The sequence below is a fragment of the Streptomyces sp. NPDC111744 genome, assembly GCF_055634995.1.
This window is the reverse complement of sequence record NZ_JBVKCG010000028.1, coordinates 51,940-67,674: the sequence shown is the minus strand read 5'-3', so window position 1 is coordinate 67,674 and position 15,735 is coordinate 51,940. Positions and strand designations below refer to the sequence as shown.

The following is a 15,735-nucleotide window of genomic DNA, read 5'->3' as shown; positions in this document are numbered from 1 at the left end:
GATGGTTAAGTGTCCCTCACGCAGGTGTGTGATCGCGAAAGGGGCTGGTGGTCGTGCCAGAGCTGAGGCCTTGGCAGTCCGCGAAACCGCGTGTGCGGAAGATCGCGGGTGCCGTGCGACCGCGTCTGGCACGCGTGGTGACCGCCACGAAACCACAGGTCACAAGGGCGGCTCGGGCAGTCGGGCCGCGGCTGGCCCGCATCACGCGCGCGACGGGATCCCGGCTGGCCACCCTGGTCCGCCCCCCTCGTCCTCGGACCTTCAGGACCTGGCAGTACACCGCGGGCGCCGCCACGGTGGGGCTCGCGCTGGCCGCCGGTGCGGTGACCGCGGCGGGCCCCTGGGACGCCAACGGTCAGCGTACGGCCGAGCGGGACCGGGCTGTCGCCCTGGAGCGGACGGGTGGTGCAGATCACGGTTCCGGCACCGCCGCGGGAGAACCCAGCCCCGCGCCCAGCGCCGGATCCGTCCTGACGGGCCTGCGCGGTGCCACGAACACCGTGAAGTCGGCGCCGACCGGAGCACCCGAGGGAATCTCCGGAACGGCCCTCACGGACCTCCTGGGGCCCCTCCTGCGCGACTCGGCGCTCGGCAGCACCCGCACCGCCGTGGTCGTCGACGTGGCCACGGGCAGGCGCCTCTACGGCTCCGGCGCCGACACGGCCCTCACTCCCGCCTCCACCACCAAGATCGCCACCGCCGTGGCCGCACTCTCCGCCCTCGGCCCCGACCACCGCATCACCACACGCGTGGCCCTCGAACCCGGCACCAGGGAGGTCGTCCTGGTCGGCGGCGGCGACCCGACCCTGACCGCCCGCAAGGACGCGGGTGAATGGGCCAGTCTGCGCATCCTCGCCACCGAGACGGCCGGATCGCTGACCGCGCGGGGCATCAAACAGATCACCCTCTCGTACGACACCACGCTCTACACCGGCCCCGACCTGCACCCCATCGGCGCGAACGACAACCTCGCGCGCGTGAGCCCGCTCATGGCCGACGAGGCCCGCACCGACGGCTCCAGCAACGGCCCGGCGGTCCGGGTGAGCGACCCGGCGGCCGACGCGGCACAGAAGTTCGCCGGCTTCCTGGCGGAGGCCGGCATCAAAACCTCGTCGCCCGGCACCTCCAAGGCGAGCAGCCGGGCCGACACCCTCGCCACCGTCTCCTCGCCCCCGCTGTCCTCGATCGTCGAGCGCATGCTGACCAACAGCGACAACGACATCGCCGAGGCCCTGGCCCGCCAGACGGCGCTGGCGAGCGGCGAGCCGGCGAGTTTCGCCGGGGGAGCGGCCGCGATCCGCGCCCAACTGACCAAGCTGGGCCTGCCGATGACCGGCGCCGCCTTCCACGACGGCAGCGGCCTGAACCGTGACGACCGGCTGACGGCGAACCTCCTCACCGCCCTGCTCGTCAAGGCCGCCGACGCGGACCGGCCGGGCCTGCGCCCGGTCCTCACCGGCCTGCCCGTCGCCGGCTTCACGGGCACCCTGACCAGCCGTTACACGGACGGCGCGGCAGGCGTCGTACGCGCGAAGACGGGCACCCTGACCGGCGTCAACACCCTGGCGGGCACGGTCGTCGACAAGGACGGGCGCCTGCTGGTGTTCGCCTTCCTCGCGGCGAACACCACGAGCCCGCCGGCGGCCCAGGCGGCACTGGACCGGACGGCGACGGCGCTTGCGGGCCTGTGAACGCCCCGTCCATGCCGACGCAAGCACCACCGACCCCACCCACCGCACAAACCAGCCGCACCCTCACCAACCTCCACGGCCTGCCTCAAGTGGGAGCGCTAACGTACGGTTGACGCATGACGAGCATCGGTGGCGCTGCTTCTTCTGGGATGGTCGACTGGAATCTCGCGGTGGCGACCGCGACCCGGCTGGTGCGGCCGGGCCCCGAGGTGAGCCGCGACGAGGCCCGGGCCATCGTCGCGGAGCTGCGGCGGCACGCGAAGGCCTCGGAGGAACACGTCCGGGGCTTCACTCGTATGGGGAACGACGACGTCTTCGACACCCCCGTCCTGGTGGTGGACCGCCCGGGCTGGGTGAAGGCGAACGTCGCCGGGTTCCGGGAACTCCTCAAGCCGCTGCTGGACAAGATGCAGGAGCGGCGGGCCGGCAGTCCGGGCGGCGCGGTCCTCGGTGCGGTGGGCGGCAAGGTCACCGGCGTGGAACTCGGCATGCTGCTGTCGTTCCTGTCCTCCCGGGTCCTCGGCCAGTACGAGACCTTCGCTCCCGCCTCCCGCGACCTTCCCGCGGACGAGCACGGCGGCGGACGGCTGCTGCTGGTCGCCCCGAACATCGTCCATGTGGAGCGCGAACTCGACGTGCAGCCCCACGACTTCCGCCTGTGGGTGTGCCTGCACGAGGAGACGCACCGCACCCAGTTCACGGCGGTGCCCTGGCTGCGCGCCCATCTGGAGGGCGAGATCCAGGCGTTCCTGTCGGAGACCGACGTCGACCCGATGACCGTCCTCGAACGCGTCCGGGACGCCGCCCAGTCCCTCGCCGGGGGCCGCCCGGAGGCCGAGGAGGACGACGGCGGTCGGTCGTTCGTCGAACTGGTGCAGACCCCGGCCCAGCGCGAGATCCTCGGCCGGCTCACCGCCGTGATGTCCCTCCTGGAGGGCCACGCCGACTTCGTCATGGACGGGGTGGGGCCGGCGGTCGTACCGACCGTCGCCGAGATCCGCGAGAAGTTCCAGCAGCGGCGTGCCAAGGGCGCCTCCCGGCTGGACATGACCCTGCGCAAGCTGCTCGGCCTGGACGCCAAACTCCGGCAGTACCGGGACGGCGAGCGCTTTGTGCGGGCCGTCGTCGAGCAGGTCGGCATGGACGGCTTCAACCGGGTGTGGACCTCCCCGAACACCCTGCCGACCAAGGCCGAGATCGCCAAACCGGCGGACTGGGTCGCTCGGGTGCACCGCAAGGCCGAGTCGTGAACCGACGGGGGTTGTGGTGAATCGGATCCTGCATACGGCAGGCGAACGCCCCTCCAATCACCCGTCCGAGGGACCGTGAGCGATGGGTAGGCGTGCGATGCTCGGGGAACGGCCCATTTCTGTCACCATCTACACACTCTGAGTGACCGATCTCGGGTTCACCCCCCGAAAACTTCATGAAGGGAACCGGACATGGGTCCCCATCCTGCGGTCGCGGCGATACGCCTGGCGGTCCGCCGCGTCCTCCACGACATCCTCACCGACAACAGCCGCCACAGCCGTACCACCGGTGAACGCACCGGCGGACGCATCGTCGCGCGCCTCACGCGCCCCACCGGAGACATCCCGGAGCAGTCACCGAACGAGCGGCCCCCCTCCCCGCTCGTCCTCGTGGCGTGCTCCGGCGGCGCCGACTCGATGGCGCTCGCCTCCGCCCTCGCCTTCGAGGCACCCAAGCTCGGCGTCCGCGCGGGCGGCATCACCGTCGACCACGGCCTGCAGCCCGGTTCCGACCTGCGGGCCGAAGAAGTCGTCCTACGGCTGCGCGAACTCGGCCTGGACCCGGCCGAGTCGATCACCGTGACCGTCGGCCGCGACGGCGGACCCGAGGCCGCGGCCCGGGACGCCCGCTACGCCGCCCTGGACGCCGCCGCCGAGCGGCACGGCGCCACCGCGGTCCTGCTCGGCCACACCAGGGACGACCAGGCCGAAACCGTCCTGCTCGGCCTCGCGCGCGGCTCGGGCATCCGCTCCCTGTCCGGAATGGCCGCGGTCTCGGGGGCCGGCGGCCGTTACCGTCGTCCGTTCCTCCAGCTGGACCGGCAGACCGCCCGCAAGGCCTGCCTGGTCCAGTCCCTGCCGGTCTGGGACGATCCGCACAACGCGGATCCGGCCTACACCCGCTCCCGGCTCCGCCACGAGGGCCTGCCGGCCCTGGAGAAGGCCCTGGGCAAGGGCGTCGTCGAGGCCCTCGCCCGCACCGCCCAGCTCTCCCGCGACGACGCCGACGCCCTCGACACCTGGGCCAGCCAGGCCGAGGCCTCCGTACGGGACGCCGCGGGTCTGCTGGAATGCGCCAAGCTCTACGCCCTGCCACCCGCCGTCCGCCGCCGGATCCTGCGCCGTGCGGCCATCGAGGCGGGCGCACCGGCCGGTTCGCTCTTCGCCCGGCACATCGAGGAAGTCGACCGGCTGATCACCGGGTGGCGCGGTCAGGGGGCCATCAATCTCCCCGGCAAGGTCGAGGCCCGGCGCCAGGGTGGCAGACTGGTGATCCGGCAAGGCTGAATCCGCACCCCCTCGGGGGCCGGGCTCCGCCGGTGGGACGACCGAAAGTGATGCGGGTGGACGCGAAAGACATGGGTGCCGATCTCCAGCGGGTACTCATCACCAAGGAAGAGATCGACGCGAAGCTGGCTGAGCTGGCCGCGAAGATCGACGCGGAGTACGCGGGCAAGGACCTGCTCATCGTCGGCGTCCTCAAGGGCGCCGTGATGGTCATGGCGGACCTCGCCCGGGCGCTGTCCACCCCCGTCACCATGGACTGGATGGCCGTGTCCTCCTACGGCGCGGGCACCCAGTCCTCCGGTGTGGTGCGGATCCTCAAGGACCTCGACACCGACATCAAGGGCCGGCACGTCCTGATCGTCGAGGACATCATCGACTCCGGACTGACCCTGTCGTGGCTGCTGTCCAACCTCGGCTCCCGCGAGCCCGAGTCGCTCAAGGTCTGCACCCTGCTGCGCAAGCCCGACGCGGCCAAGGTCGCCATCGACGTCGAGTGGGTCGGTTTCGACATCCCCAACGAGTTCGTCGTCGGCTACGGCCTCGACTATGCCGAGAAGTACCGCAATCTTCCGTTCGTCGGTACGCTCGCGCCTCACGTCTACGGCGGTTGAACCCCGGCTGATACGTCGGAGGGTCCACTTGCGTAAGACGATCGGGAACCCCAGCGGGTTTCGCGCCGTTGGAGCATGCAGAGACGGGTTTACCAGCCGTCCGAGACGCTCAGTGCGGCTTCGGGCACTCAGGCTGGGGTACCGTCAGAAGAACTGTCTTATCAAACTCACTATGGCAGGAGGGACGGGGCGACACGCTCCGTATGGATGGACGTGAAGCGATACTTCCGTGGGCCGGTCATGTGGATCGTGCTGGCCGTCCTTGCCGTGGTCGTGTTGATGCAGGTCGTCGGCTCGTCCGGCGGCTACAAGACGGTGGACACCGGCCAGGTCGTGGCGGCGATCAACGACAACAAGGTGGAATCGGCGAAGCTGACCACCGGTGACGAGCAGACCATCAAGGTCACGCTCAAGAACGGCGACAAGGTCGACGGCAGCTCGAAGATCCAGGCGAGCTACATCGGCGACCAGGGCGTGACCATCGCCAACACCCTGCAGACCAAGTACCAGGACAAGCAGATCCCCGACGGTTACACCGTCTCGCCGACCAAGCAGAACGCTTTCGTCGGTGTCCTGCTCTCCCTGCTCCCCTTCGTCCTCATCGTGGTCGTCTTCCTGTTCCTGATGAATCAGATGCAGGGCGGTGGCTCCCGGGTCATGAACTTCGGCAAGTCCAAGGCGAAGCTCATCACCAAGGACACCCCGAAGACGACGTTCTCGGACGTCGCGGGCTGTGACGAGGCCGTCGAGGAGCTCCACGAGATCAAGGAGTTCCTCCAGGAGCCGGCCAAGTTCCAGGCCGTCGGCGCCAAGATCCCCAAGGGCGTGCTCCTCTACGGCCGTCCCGGTACCGGCAAGACGCTGCTCGCGCGTGCCGTCGCCGGCGAGGCCGGGGTGCCCTTCTACTCGATCTCCGGTTCCGACTTCGTCGAGATGTTCGTCGGTGTCGGTGCCTCCCGGGTCCGTGACCTCTTCGAGCAGGCCAAGGCGAACGCCCCGGCGATCGTCTTCGTCGACGAGATCGACGCGGTCGGCCGCCATCGCGGCGCCGGCCTCGGCGGCGGTCACGACGAGCGCGAGCAGACCCTGAACCAGCTGCTCGTCGAGATGGACGGCTTCGACGTCAAGGGCGGTGTGATTCTCATCGCCGCGACGAACCGGCCCGACATCCTCGACCCGGCGCTGCTGCGCCCGGGCCGTTTCGACCGCCAGATCGCGGTCGACCCGCCGGACCTGCAGGGCCGTCTGGAGATCCTCAAGGTCCACCAGAAGGGCAAGCCGGTCGCACCCGACGTCGACCTCGCGGCGGTCGCCCGCCGCACGCCGGGCTTCACCGGCGCGGACCTGTCGAACGTGCTGAACGAGGCGGCGCTGCTCACGGCCCGCAGCGACCGGAAGCTCATCGACAACCAGATGCTCGACGAGGCGATCGACCGAGTGGTCGCGGGTCCGCAGAAGCGGACCCGGATCATGTCGGACAAGGAGAAGAAGATCACCGCGTACCACGAGGGCGGCCACGCCCTGGTCGCGGCGGCCTCCCCGAACTCCGACCCGGTCCACAAGATCACGATCTTGTCCCGTGGCCGCGCCCTCGGTTACACGATGGTCCTGCCGGACGAGGACAAGTACTCGACCACGCGCAACGAGATGCTCGACCAGCTCGCCTACATGCTGGGCGGCCGCGCGGCCGAGGAACTGGTCTTCCACGACCCGACCACCGGCGCCGCCAACGACATCGAGAAGGCCACGACCACCGCCCGTGCGATGGTCACGCAGTACGGCATGACCGAGCGTCTCGGCGCGATCAAGTTCGGCGGCGACAACACCGAGCCCTTCCTCGGCCGTGAGATGTCCCACCAGCGCGACTACTCGGAAGAGGTCGCCGCCCTGGTGGACGAGGAAGTCAAGAAGCTGATCGAGAACGCGCACAACGAGGCCTGGGAGATCCTGGTCGAGAACCGCGACGTCCTCGACAACCTGGTGCTCCAGCTGCTGGAGAAGGAGACCCTCGGCAAGGAGCAGATCGCCGAGATCTTCGCCACGATCCACAAGCGGCCCCCGCGGCCTGCGTGGACCGGCTCCTCCCGCCGTACGCCGTCCACCCGCCCGCCGGTGCTCTCCCCGAAGGAGCTCGCACTGACCAACGGGGCGAACGGCGCGACGCCGACGATCAGCACCGCGAAGTCCACGGCGGCCGAGTCGGCCCCGGCGGTCGAGAAGGCCCCGGAGGACCGTCCCGAGAGCTGAGTCACACCGGCCTCATCTGGCTGGGAATGGATGCCGCGCCCCTCAGGATCTAGCCTGGGGGGCGCGGCTTTTCGGTATGCCCGCATATGAGGCGCGTGACCCACAGGCGCCCCCCTAAGGAACGAGGCACCCCAGATGACCGATCCCGTGACCCTGGACGGCGAGGGCACCATCGGCGAATTCGATGAGAAACGCGCCGAGAACGCCGTACGCGAACTCCTGATCGCAGTCGGCGAGGACCCCGACCGTGAAGGGCTCCGGGAGACTCCGGCGCGGGTGGCGCGGGCGTACCGCGAGTTGCTGGCCGGGAACAACCAGCAACCCGAAGAGGTCCTGACGACGACCTTCGACCTCGGGCATGACGAGATGGTTCTGGTCAAGGACATTGAAATCGTGTCCTTGTGTGAGCATCACATGTTGCCGTTCCATGGTGTGGCTCATGTCGGCTACATCCCGGCGGCGACCGGCAAGATCACGGGTCTGTCGAAGCTCGCCCGCCTGGTCGAGGTGTTCGCGCGCCGGCTGCAGGTGCAGGAACGACTCACCACACAGATCGCCGACTCGCTCATGCGGATTCTCGAGGCCCGCGGCGTGATCGTCGTTGTGGAGGCTGAGCACATGTGCATGTCGGTCCGGGGGATCCGCAAGCCGGGTGCCAAGACGACGACGTCGGCGGTCCGCGGCCAGCTCCGGGACGCCACGACCCGCGCCGAGGCGATGAGCCTGATACTGGCGCGCTGACCTCCCCGAACGGGGCTCAGGCGACCGGCTCGGCCCCGCTGTGGTGGTTGTCGTCGTCCTCCGGGAGCTTGCACACCCGCTCCAGGAACACCGCCGCCGCTATGACGCCGATGCCGGCCAGCACCGAGAAGGCCGCATAGAGGGCCTGGTCGCGGCGGACGGGGAGGTCCAGGAGTTCCAGCAGGAAGACGCCCGTGCCGCCGTACATGCCGGCGACGAGGGCCGCGACCAGGGCGCTGGCCTGGCCGAAGACGACCGCGCGGGCGGCCATCAGGGGGTCGACGCCCTTGGCGCCCGGGCGGCGCTCGCGCTGGGCCTTGAGGCGAGCGCGCAACGAGAGCGCCGTGGAGAGCAGGACCACGGCGATGAGGGCGAGGACGATCGGGGCGGCCACCGGCACGCTGGGCAGGGTCCCCACCGAGTTCCACAGGCGGGCCCCCGCCCAGGACAGCACTCCGGCCACGACGAACACACTGGCCAGCACCCTGATCCGCAGCTCTTTCACTGTCTTCCTTCAGCTCCCCCGCAGCGATGTGGTCGTGTCGACCTTAACGACTACTCGGGCAGTCGGAGTTCCAGGTCCACACGCGCTTCCACACCGTGCCGGGTGACGGCCGCCAGCAACTCGGCGACCGTGCCGCGGCCGGGCAGGAGGGCCTCGGGGTCGACGTCGTACCAGGGCGCGAGGACGAAGGCGCGCTCGTGGGCCCGCGGGTGCGGAAGGGTGAGCTGCGGATCGTCGGAGACGACGTCGGCGTACGCGACGATGTCCACGTCGAGGGTGCGCGGGCCCCAGTGCTCGTCCCGCACCCGGTTGAACGCCTCCTCCACCGCGTGCGCCCGCTCCAGCAGCGAGGACGGCGGGAGGGTGGTCTTCAGCACCACGACCGCGTTGTAGTACGACGGCTGGCTGCCGGGCTCGACGCCCCAGGGCTCCGTCTCGTACACCGGCGACACGGCCTTGATGCGGACGCCCGGGGTGTCCTCCAGGGCGTCGATGGCGCCCTGCAGGGTCTCCAGGCGGTTGCCGAGGTTGGAGCCGAGGGCGACCACGGCGCGTTTGGGGTTGGAGAGGGTGGTGTCGGCGGCGTCGACCTGCTCGACGACGGAGGCGGGCACCGGCTGAACGGTCGGGTCGCTCGGACCCCGCAAAGAGGATGCGGTCATACTCGGCTCCGGGTGATGGTGACGGTGACGTCGTCGAAAGGGACGGTGATCGGGGCGTCCGGTTTGTGGACGCAGACCTCGACCTCTCTTACCCCTTCGTGCTTCAGGCAGGCCTGGGCGATCCGCTCGGCGAGCGTCTCGATCAGGTTCACCGGCTCCCCCTCGACCACGGCGACGACCTCTTCGGCCACCACGCCGTAGTGCACGGTCTTCGCCAGGTCGTCGTCGGCCGCCGCCGGCCGGGTGTCCAGGCCAAGGACGAGGTCCACGAGGAAGGTCTGGCCCTCCTCGCGCTCCTTGGGAAAGACACCGTGGTGCCCGCGGGCCTTCAGGCCGCGCAGCGCGACACGATCCACGCGAATCACTCCTGCAATCGTCGGTAACGGCGAAGTCGCATCGCGTGCGGGCGATGGACCGGCCTCAGACGAATCTACCTGCGGGCACTGACAGAACCGGGTCACGGGGCGGGTGCCCGCGCCGGGCGCGGCAGGGTTCATCGCACGTTTTCCCTGGAGAACGCGGCGGCTCACGGGCCGGTAGCCGTACCTACTGGCGAGTTCGTGATTCCAGCCACTTTCGCGCCACGCGGACCATAGGGACCGCGCGGATCGGCGCGGCCGCTCAGGAGGGCGTGTCTTCCTCCTCGTCCTCGTCGCTCGCGGACAGCACCGGGGAGGCGTGGTGGGACCAGAGCTTCCAGCCCTCCGGGGTGCGCCGGAACACGTTCGTGGCGACGACCAGCTGCCCCACCAGCGGGCCGAGCTCCTGTCCGCCCGTAGGGGCCGGGCCGCCGCTGAGGATGTTCTCCGTACAGGTCACCAGGGCGGTGTCGCCGGTGACGGAGACATGTACATCGGTGAGGAAGAACTGGATGTAGTCGGTGTTCGCCATGATCAGCGCGTACGACCGCAGGACCTCGCCGCGGCCGGTCAGCACCGGCCAGCCAGGGTGCACGCAGGAGATCACGCCGCTGTCCGCCGGGTCGTGGTATTCCTCGTCGACGCCCAGATCGGCGGGGGTGAGCCAGAAGCCGGACACCGCCTCGAAATCGGCACGCTCCACCGCCTCGTAGAAGGCCGTGTTGGCGGCCTCGACCTGCTCGACGTCGGTGTGGGGGGCGCTCACCGGGCTCCTTCTGCGCGGTGGGGAGAGGTGCGGTGGGGAGGGTTCTGCGAAGCCTGTGCGCCCGGCGCATCCGTTCGTGTGCGCGCCCCCTCTATGGCCCGCGCGACCCGTACGGCGTCCGCCGTGGCGCGCACCTCGTGCACGCGCACCGCCCACGCGCCGGCGTGCGCCGCGAGCGCGGAGACGGCGGCCGTCGCCGCGTCGCGCTCCCGGGCCGGCGGAGGCGCCCCCTCGGGCCCGGCCAGGACCCGGCCGAGGAACCGCTTGCGGGAGGCGGCCACGAGCAGCGGGTGCCCGAGGGCGTGCAGCCGGTCGAGGTGGGCGAGAAGGATCAGGTCGTGCTCGGAGTCCTTGGAGAAGCCGAGGCCGGGGTCGACGACGATGCGGTCGGGAGAGATGCCCCCGGCGAGGACGGCGTCCACGCGCGCGTGCAGTTCGTCGAGGACTTCGGCGACGACGTCCTCGTACACGCCCCTGACGTTGCCGCCCTCAAGGAAGCCGCGCCAGTGCATGACGACGAAGGGGGCGTTCGACTCGGCCACGACGGGGATCATGTCGGGGTCGGCGAGGCCGCCGCTGACGTCGTTGACGAGGGCCGCGCCGGCCGCGAGGGCCTGCTGGGCGACGGAGGCGCGCATGGTGTCGACGGAGACGACGACGCCTTCGGAGGTGAGGCCGCGGACGACGGGGATGACACGGCGCAGTTCCTCGTCCTCGTCGACGCGGCTGGCGCCGGGGCGGGTGGACTCGCCGCCGACGTCGACGAGGTCGGCGCCCTCGGCGACGAGGTCGAGGCCGTGCTTGACGGCGATCGTCGTGTCGAACCAGCGGCCGCCGTCGGAGAAGGAGTCGGGGGTGACGTTCACGACCCCCATGACCGCGCACCGATCCCATGCCGGAAGCCCTGTCACCTGGCCACGTCCGCTGTGGTTGCTCATACGTTCAGCGTAGGCCCAGGAAACGGCGGGCTCGCCGGGTGGCTTTCGGTGGGCCCGAGCGGAACCCCCGGGCTGGAGGGGGAGGGGCGTCCGCTCGGGCCGGTCACGGGGTCACGCCGCTCGTATGCCCTGTTCGGCGACGCCGTGGGCGCAGGGGCGGGCGGCCGGGGCGTTGCGGCGCAGGAAGCGCGGCAGCGGGAGGGCGAGGTTGACGAAGCCCTCGGCCTGCATGGCGGCGAGGCCGATGCGCGGGAGGTCGCCGGAGGCCCGGTAGACCACGAAGCGCGGCTCCCAGCGTGGCTGGAACTTGGCGTTGAACTTGTACAGCGACTCGATCTGGAACCAGCGCGACAGGAAGACCAGCAGTCCGCGCCAGGCGCGCAGCACCGGTCCCGCGCCGATCTTCTCGCCGCGTGCGAGCGCCGAGCGGAACATCGCGAAGTTGAGCGAGATCCGGGTGATGCCGAGCTTGGGGGCGGCCTGGAGGGCGGCCACGATGAGCAGTTCGTTCATCCCGGGGTCGGCCGCGCGGTCGCGGCGCATCAGGTCGAGGGAGACCCCGTCGGTTCCCCAGGGCACGAAGTGCAGGATCGCCTTGAGGTCGCCATAGGCGCCGGGTGTCTCCTCCGCCTTGTGCGCGGTGGCGATCAGGCAGTCGCCGTCGGCGAGGTCGCCGATGCGGCCCAGGGCCATCGAGAAGCCGCGCTCGGTGTCGGTGCCGCGCCAGTCCTCCGCCGCCCGGCGGATGCGGTCCAACTCCGCCTCGCCGAGGTCACGGATGCGCCGTACCCGGGTTTCGTAGCCGGCCCGCTCGATGCGCTTGACCATCTGTCGCACGTTGCGCATCGCGCGTCCGGCGAGCGAGAAATCCGCTACGTCCACCACCGCCTCGTCGCCCAGTTCAAGGGCGTCCAGGCCGGTCTCCCGGGTCCACACCTCGCCGCCCGTCTCCGAGCAGCCCATCACGGCGGGGGTCCAGGAGTGGGCCTTGGCCTCGTCCATGAAGCGTTCGATGGCACCGGGCCAGGCCTCGACATCGCCGATGGGATCCCCGCTGGCGAGCATCACCCCGGAGACGACGCGGTAGGTGACCGCCGCCTTGCCGCTGGGCGAGAAGACCACCGCCTTGTCACGGCGGAGCGCGAAGTGGCCGAGTGAGTCACGGGCGCCGTGCTTCTCAAGGAGGGCGCGCAGCCGCGACTCGTCTTCTTCGGTGAGGTGCGCAGCGGGGTGTTCGGGGCGGAAGGCGAAGTAGATGGTGGTGACCGCGGTGATCAGGCCGAGGGCGCCGAGCGAGAAGGCGACCGTCCATGAGGTTGACCCCTCGTAGTCGACGGGGCCTTCGAAGCCGAACAGGCCGTACAGGACGTGCGTGATGCGGTCGGCCAGGCTCGGGTCGCCGATCGTGCGCTTCGGGTGGGCGCTGACGATGACCAGCCCGAGGGTGAGCGAACCGGCGCTCATCAGCACGAAGTTGGCGAGCGCGCGCCACCGGCTGCGCGGATCTGGCAACGCCTTGAACTCGTCGCGGTGGACCACCAGGGGCACGAACAGCGCCAGCGAGATCAGGGCCCCGATGACCGAGTGCCGGTACACGAACTGCGACACCGCGCCGGCCGGCAGCAGTACGACCGCGGCCCTCCACGCCCGGCGCTTGCGCCGCTTGAGCCCGTGCGCGAGCAGCATCAACAGCACGCCGACGCTGAGCGAGAGCGCGGCGGCGAACGGCCCCAGCGACCCGGGCAGCACCTCGGCCATGGCGTGCATACGGCTGTGCCGGAAGCGCGGGAACACACCCGCGGCGATGTCCAGGACGCCTACGACCGCGCACGCCCTGCCGACCAGAGCGGGGACCGCCTCAGGGCGCGGACCACGGACTATGCGCCGCGCCCGGCTTGATCGGCTCGGAACCCCGCCCGACATTTCCCCATCTATCCTGACAGACATCGCATCCCGTAGTTCTGCGAGAGACCTTGAATCCGGTGCCGATTCGGGCATCCGGCGACATTGCGCCCTCTAGGACGGTGTCTCGGGGGGAGAGGTTCACTCCCCATCGGAAAGCCGGGTCAAAGGCCGAGAAAAGACCGGGGCAAGCCTCGCTGAAAGCGGCGGTCGCCACGGGGGAAAGCGCAGGCAGGAAGCAGCTCATGGGTCTCACGAGTGACAAGACACTGGCATTGGCGATCTTGCTCGCCGTACTCCTGTTCGTAGCCACGGTATGGCTGTGGCCTCGGCTGGCCCGCCGGAACTGGCGGGCCGTCAGCGGCCGCGTCGGCCTTCTGCTGGCCACCCAGACGGCACTTTTCGCGTGCGTCGGGGCAGCCGCCAACCAGGCTTTCGGTTTCTACGCCAGCTGGGCCGACCTGTTCGGGCAGGAGACCGACCAGGGTGTCGTCGTCGACCACGCGCCGGGCGGCGCCCCCGCGGGCCCGCTCCAGGTGCTCTCCACGGGCGACGTGCCCGGCGTGAGCGGTTCGCTGCCGCGGACGGCCGGCCGGCTCCAGAAGGTCGTGGTGGCCGGCCGTACGACCCACCTCGCCACGTCCGCGTATGTGTACCTGCCCCCGGAGTACTTCCAGTCGCGGTACCGCACCCGTACGTTTCCGGTGACGGTCGTCCTGACCGGCTACCCCGGCACCGCGCGTGCGCTGGTGGACAAGCTGCACTACCCCCGTACGGCACACCGGCTGGCCAAGGACGGGCGGATGCGGCCGATGATCCTGGTGATGCTGCGGCCCACGGTCGCGCCGCCCCGGGACACCGAGTGCGTGGACGTACCGGGCGGGCCGCAGACCGAGACCTTCTTCGCCAAGGACCTGCCCGACGCCGTGACCGCGCACTACAGAGTGGGCAGGGAGCCGGGCGGTTGGGGAATCGTCGGCGACTCGACGGGCGGATACTGCGCGCTGAAACTCGCGATGCACCATCCGGGCGTGTACGGCGTCGGCGCCGGCCTGTCCGCCGACTACAAGGCGCCTGCCGACCGCACGACCGGTGATCTCTTCCGGGGCGACCGGAGACTTCGTGATCGCGCCGACCTGTCGTGGTTCCTGGGCCACGAGCCCGCTCCGGACACCTCGTTGCTGGTCACCAGCAGCAAAGTCGGAGAGAAGAACTACAAGGAGACGATGGAATTCATCGCGCGCGTGCAGGCCACGAACCTGACCCGGATATCGTCGATCATCCTCGCCAGCGGCGGCCACAACTTCAATACCTGGCGACGCGAGATCCCCGCGACGCTCCAGTGGATCAGCGGCCGGCTGAACGACCGCTGAACCCCGCCCCCGGCGATGCCATGTGAAGACTTCGTTGTCGCTGTGTTTTTACGGCCGGGGGCACCACGATTCGCCTACGCGCGGTAAGTTTCTGGCCATGCCACGTGGACGCCACCGTCATTCCCCGCCTTTGCACAGGCTGTTGCCTCCTTCGGCGATCGCCGGTGTCTCCCTCGTCTGCGCGCTGGGCCCCTGGTTGTTCTCCCAACCGACGGTGCTGCGCACGCTGGCCGCGATCGCCGCGGCGACCGCGGTCGTCGGTGCCGCCGTCATGCGCCGCTGGGACACCGAGGCCGGCAAGCAGGTGGCCGACCTGTCACGCGCGCGTGCGAGCGACGAGTGGCGCCACGAGGAGCGGATCGCCGAGCTGGAGACCGACCTCGAGGAGTCGCGGGAGCTGCGCTCCAAGCTCGAGCAGCGGCTGCGCGCGAAGCGGGCGGAGCTGGCGGCCCTGCGCAACGAGCACGCGTCCCTGCTGCGCCGCTACGCCACGGCCGAGACCGAGCGCGCGAGCGCCCTGGAGGGCCGCCGCCTGCTGGAGATCGAGGCGACTGCGCCCTCGAACGCGCTGCCGGCCGCCCGGACATCCGAAGAGGCGGCAGGTCCCACGGAGGCCGTCGAGGAGCCGAAGGTCGAGGAGCCAGAGGTGGAGGAGGCGACTCCCGCGGTCTTCTCACCGGAGGGTTCCAAGCTGTTCCTGCGGGCCAAGGTGGCATTGGCCCGCTTCGACGAGGGCGACGCGCCGGCGGCCGAGGCCGACGCCGACACCGACACCGGGGGCGTGACGGAGACGGCCGCCGCACCCGAGGCGCCGAAGAGCGAGTCCGCACCGGAGGACGAGGAACAGGGGCAGCCCGAGGCGGTCGACGGGCACACGCGCGCGGCCGCCACCACCACGGCCGAGCCGGAGGACACCGCCCAGGCGCCGGCGGAGCGGGACGCCCACACCATGACGGCACCGTCCGCCAACTCCGTGCAGCCCACCGGGCACTTCACGGTGCCGACCGCGGTGGCCGTCCTGCCGGCCGCGCCCATCCCGCGTCCGCTGGTCACCGGCGGGTTCGACTTCTTCGGCACCCAGAAGGGCTCGTCGGCCGGCGGCCTGGAGTCCATGCACAACGAGGACCTCGCGGACGTCGTCGGCCAGGAGGCACTCGCGCTCCACAAGGCCGAGTCCGAGGCCGAGTTCAAGCCCGCCGGCCCGGAGGCCCGGGGCGTCGGCCAGGTCATCGACCTGACCGCGCACGACGAGACCGAGCAGATCAACCTAGGGGGCCTGCGCAGCGCCGCCTCCTGAACACCACCACCGGGCAACCACCACCGCAACCCGCGCCGATCCGAGCCGGGTCACCCACCGGGTGCCCCGGCTCAGACGTTCCTCGGGCCGTTCCTCGGGCCGTACT

At 70.5% G+C, this 15,735-nt stretch carries 14 protein-coding genes; 8 read left to right on the top strand and 6 right to left on the bottom strand.

Annotation, left to right across the window (positions count from 1 at the left end; all coding sequences use genetic code 11):
* Positions 1 to 47 precede the first annotated feature (47 nt).
* The 6 genes from dacB (at position 48) to folE (ending at position 7,827) form a co-directional block, all read left to right on the top strand.
* Complete coding sequence (gene dacB, locus ACZ7OO_RS38180) at positions 48 to 1,691, top strand: D-alanyl-D-alanine carboxypeptidase/D-alanyl-D-alanine endopeptidase (protein ID WP_471512063.1); 1,644 nt, start codon at positions 48 to 50, stop codon at positions 1,689 to 1,691.
* 116 nt (positions 1,692 to 1,807) lie between these two features.
* Positions 1,808 to 2,941: a zinc-dependent metalloprotease gene (locus ACZ7OO_RS38175; protein WP_471512062.1), complete on the top strand. Its 1,134-nt coding sequence runs from the start codon at positions 1,808 to 1,810 to the stop codon at positions 2,939 to 2,941.
* A gap of 192 nt (positions 2,942 to 3,133) precedes the next feature.
* Entirely contained in the window at positions 3,134 to 4,228 is a 1,095-nt protein-coding gene (gene tilS, locus ACZ7OO_RS38170) for a tRNA lysidine(34) synthetase TilS (protein ID WP_471512061.1), read from the top strand.
* Positions 4,229 to 4,278: 50 nt separating this feature from the next.
* Entirely contained in the window at positions 4,279 to 4,839 is a 561-nt protein-coding gene (gene hpt / locus ACZ7OO_RS38165; RefSeq protein ID WP_328884372.1) for a hypoxanthine phosphoribosyltransferase, read from the top strand.
* A gap of 207 nt (positions 4,840 to 5,046) precedes the next feature.
* Positions 5,047 to 7,086, top strand: a complete 2,040-nt coding sequence (gene ftsH / locus ACZ7OO_RS38160) for an ATP-dependent zinc metalloprotease FtsH (RefSeq protein WP_352225765.1) — start codon at positions 5,047 to 5,049, stop codon at positions 7,084 to 7,086.
* Positions 7,087 to 7,221: 135 nt separating this feature from the next.
* Positions 7,222 to 7,827 carry a GTP cyclohydrolase I FolE gene (folE, locus tag ACZ7OO_RS38155; RefSeq protein ID WP_471512060.1) on the top strand — a complete coding sequence of 202 codons (606 nt, stop codon included), beginning with the start codon at positions 7,222 to 7,224 and terminating at the stop codon, positions 7,825 to 7,827.
* Positions 7,828 to 7,843: 16 nt separating this feature from the next.
* Here folE and ACZ7OO_RS38150 read toward each other — a convergent pair whose 3' ends face one another.
* From ACZ7OO_RS38150 to ACZ7OO_RS38125, 6 genes are all read right to left on the bottom strand, one after another.
* Positions 7,844 to 8,332 (bottom strand): DUF3180 domain-containing protein, encoded by a 489-nt coding sequence (locus ACZ7OO_RS38150; RefSeq protein ID WP_471512059.1) that lies wholly within the window; start codon positions 8,330 to 8,332, stop codon positions 7,844 to 7,846.
* A 50-nt stretch (positions 8,333 to 8,382) separates the two neighbouring features.
* A complete protein-coding gene (gene folK, locus ACZ7OO_RS38145; RefSeq protein ID WP_471512058.1) occupies positions 8,383 to 8,994 on the bottom strand; it encodes a 2-amino-4-hydroxy-6-hydroxymethyldihydropteridine diphosphokinase in 612 nt (203 codons plus the stop codon).
* Positions 8,991 to 9,350: a dihydroneopterin aldolase gene (folB, locus tag ACZ7OO_RS38140; protein ID WP_352225769.1), complete on the bottom strand. Its 360-nt coding sequence runs from the start codon at positions 9,348 to 9,350 to the stop codon at positions 8,991 to 8,993. The genes folK and folB overlap by 4 nt, the downstream gene beginning before the upstream one ends.
* 265 nt (positions 9,351 to 9,615) lie before the next feature.
* Positions 9,616 to 10,119: a nuclear transport factor 2 family protein gene (locus tag ACZ7OO_RS38135; protein ID WP_471512057.1), complete on the bottom strand. Its 504-nt coding sequence runs from the start codon at positions 10,117 to 10,119 to the stop codon at positions 9,616 to 9,618.
* Positions 10,116 to 11,057 carry a dihydropteroate synthase gene (folP, locus tag ACZ7OO_RS38130; RefSeq protein WP_471512056.1) on the bottom strand — a complete coding sequence of 314 codons (942 nt, stop codon included), beginning with the start codon at positions 11,055 to 11,057 and terminating at the stop codon, positions 10,116 to 10,118. The genes ACZ7OO_RS38135 and folP overlap by 4 nt, the downstream gene beginning before the upstream one ends.
* Positions 11,058 to 11,168: 111 nt before the next feature.
* Positions 11,169 to 12,980, bottom strand: a complete 1,812-nt coding sequence (locus ACZ7OO_RS38125) for a phosphatidylglycerol lysyltransferase domain-containing protein (RefSeq protein WP_471512055.1) — start codon at positions 12,978 to 12,980, stop codon at positions 11,169 to 11,171.
* Positions 12,981 to 13,204: 224 nt separating this feature from the next.
* Between ACZ7OO_RS38125 and ACZ7OO_RS38120 the strand changes: the two genes are divergently transcribed.
* Positions 13,205 to 14,332, top strand: a complete 1,128-nt coding sequence (locus tag ACZ7OO_RS38120) for an alpha/beta hydrolase (RefSeq protein WP_471512054.1) — start codon at positions 13,205 to 13,207, stop codon at positions 14,330 to 14,332.
* A gap of 97 nt (positions 14,333 to 14,429) precedes the next feature.
* Entirely contained in the window at positions 14,430 to 15,629 is a 1,200-nt protein-coding gene (locus ACZ7OO_RS38115) for a coiled-coil domain-containing protein (RefSeq protein WP_471512053.1), read from the top strand.
* The last annotated feature ends 106 nt before the right edge of the window (positions 15,630 to 15,735 follow it).

Excerpts from the sequence above, each read along its gene's own strand:
- ACZ7OO_RS38175 (WP_471512062.1), top strand. The coding sequence starts at position 1,808 with ATGACGAGCATCGGTGGCGCTGCTTCTTCTGGGATGGTCGACTGGAAT.
- tilS (WP_471512061.1), top strand. The coding sequence starts at position 3,134 with ATGGGTCCCCATCCTGCGGTCGCGGCGATACGCCTGGCGGTCCGCCGC.
- hpt (WP_328884372.1), top strand. The coding sequence starts at position 4,279 with ATGCGGGTGGACGCGAAAGACATGGGTGCCGATCTCCAGCGGGTACTC.
- ftsH (WP_352225765.1), top strand. The coding sequence starts at position 5,047 with ATGGACGTGAAGCGATACTTCCGTGGGCCGGTCATGTGGATCGTGCTG.
- folE (WP_471512060.1), top strand. The coding sequence starts at position 7,222 with ATGACCGATCCCGTGACCCTGGACGGCGAGGGCACCATCGGCGAATTC.
- folK (WP_471512058.1), bottom strand. The coding sequence starts at position 8,994 with ATGACCGCATCCTCTTTGCGGGGTCCGAGCGACCCGACCGTTCAGCCG.
- folP (WP_471512056.1), bottom strand. The coding sequence starts at position 11,057 with ATGAGCAACCACAGCGGACGTGGCCAGGTGACAGGGCTTCCGGCATGG.
- ACZ7OO_RS38125 (WP_471512055.1), bottom strand. The coding sequence starts at position 12,980 with ATGTCGGGCGGGGTTCCGAGCCGATCAAGCCGGGCGCGGCGCATAGTC.
- ACZ7OO_RS38120 (WP_471512054.1), top strand. The coding sequence starts at position 13,205 with ATGGGTCTCACGAGTGACAAGACACTGGCATTGGCGATCTTGCTCGCC.
- ACZ7OO_RS38115 (WP_471512053.1), top strand. The coding sequence starts at position 14,430 with ATGCCACGTGGACGCCACCGTCATTCCCCGCCTTTGCACAGGCTGTTG.